This window comes from Nitrosomonas sp. Nm51, from assembly GCF_900111165.1.
Classification (GTDB): domain Bacteria; phylum Pseudomonadota; class Gammaproteobacteria; order Burkholderiales; family Nitrosomonadaceae; genus Nitrosomonas.
On record NZ_FOGH01000125.1, the window covers coordinates 1 to 1240 of the forward strand.

The 1240-nt window shown below is 49.0% G+C and carries 2 protein-coding genes; both read left to right on the top strand.

Annotation, left to right across the window (positions count from 1 at the left end; translation table 11 throughout):
* Positions 1–278: 278 nt before the first annotated feature.
* Positions 279–494, top strand: a complete 216-nt coding sequence (locus BMY60_RS16810) for a DUF6444 domain-containing protein (protein ID WP_371264227.1) — start codon at positions 279–281, stop codon at positions 492–494.
* Positions 495–606: 112 nt separating this feature from the next.
* Positions 607–888 carry a transposase gene (locus BMY60_RS15120; protein WP_143057501.1) on the top strand — a complete coding sequence of 94 codons (282 nt, stop codon included), beginning with the start codon at positions 607–609 and terminating at the stop codon, positions 886–888.
* The last annotated feature ends 352 nt before the right edge of the window (positions 889–1240 follow it).

Genomic DNA, 1240 nt, shown 5'->3' on the forward strand with positions numbered 1-1240 from the left:
AATTTGTTCTGTTCCGAAAAAGCCGAAGAATTCAGCATTTCAGTTGATCACCGTATCTCACTTTATTGATTATAAGAGTATTTTTTGTCACATGTGACTCAACTTTTCCTTACAACCAGAAATGCATTTAACAACATGTTTTTTAATGCAGAAGTTATCAGAATAAATTTACCCTGCAGTTACTGGGGCAACAAATTGACGGTTGATGGCATTGATGTTGAAGCGACGGTAAAAAAGGTGCGGGAACTCCTGGCGAAGGAGCAAGGCATATCATCTGCATGTGCTCAACACTGGAAGTGCTGCTAGTGGTTGTTCAATTGCTGGCGAATCGTTTAGGCCTTAACAGTTGCAACAGCAGCAAGCCGCCGTCATCAGACAAGAATCGCGCTGGCGAGAAACGGGCCGGACAGAGCGGCCGCAAGGCAGGTGGCCAGCCTGGCGTGTTGGCACCACTTTGCGACAAGTTGACGATCCTGATGAAATCAAGGTATTAGCGTTTGATCGTTCAATTTTGCCGCCGGGCCGCTACCGGGAAGCGGGGTTCGATCGGTGCCGAGTGTTCGATATTGATATCAGCCGCATGGCAACCGAATATCGGGCAGAAATATGGTTAATGAAAACGGTCAACGGTTTGTGGCACCGTTTCCGGATCATGTAGCCAAGACAGTGCAGTATGGCAATGGTGTTAAGGCCCACGCCGTCTATTTGTCGCAATATCAGCTGATTCCTTATCAGCGGGTGCAGGAATACTTCCAGGACCAGTTGCATCTGCCCATCGGCGCCGGTTCGATCTATAACTTCAACCAACGGGCTTTTGCCTTACTGGAACAATTTGAAGAGAAACCAGTCAGCAAACTTTCTAGCATCGCCATTGTTGCATGCCGATGACGCGGGCATCAATATCGATGGCAAGAAACATTGGCTGCACCGTCTTTCGAATCAGCGCTGGACATTATTTTATGCGCATGCCAAACGTGGTACCGACGCCTGCTTGCACGCGCTGTGTAATACACACCATCAACGGAACTGGAACGTCCCTATGAACAGGACAACCAGTAATGGGCGAAACAAGTACAGGGACTGCTCGATAACATCCTGACAGATGTTAAAGCACAGGGCGGCTCACTCGCTCCAGAACAAGCCGGACACTATACGGCGCATTATCGGACACTGTTGCAACAGGCAGAAAAAGAATGTCCGCTTCCAGATAAAAAACCCGCTCGGCGCGGGCGGGTTAAAC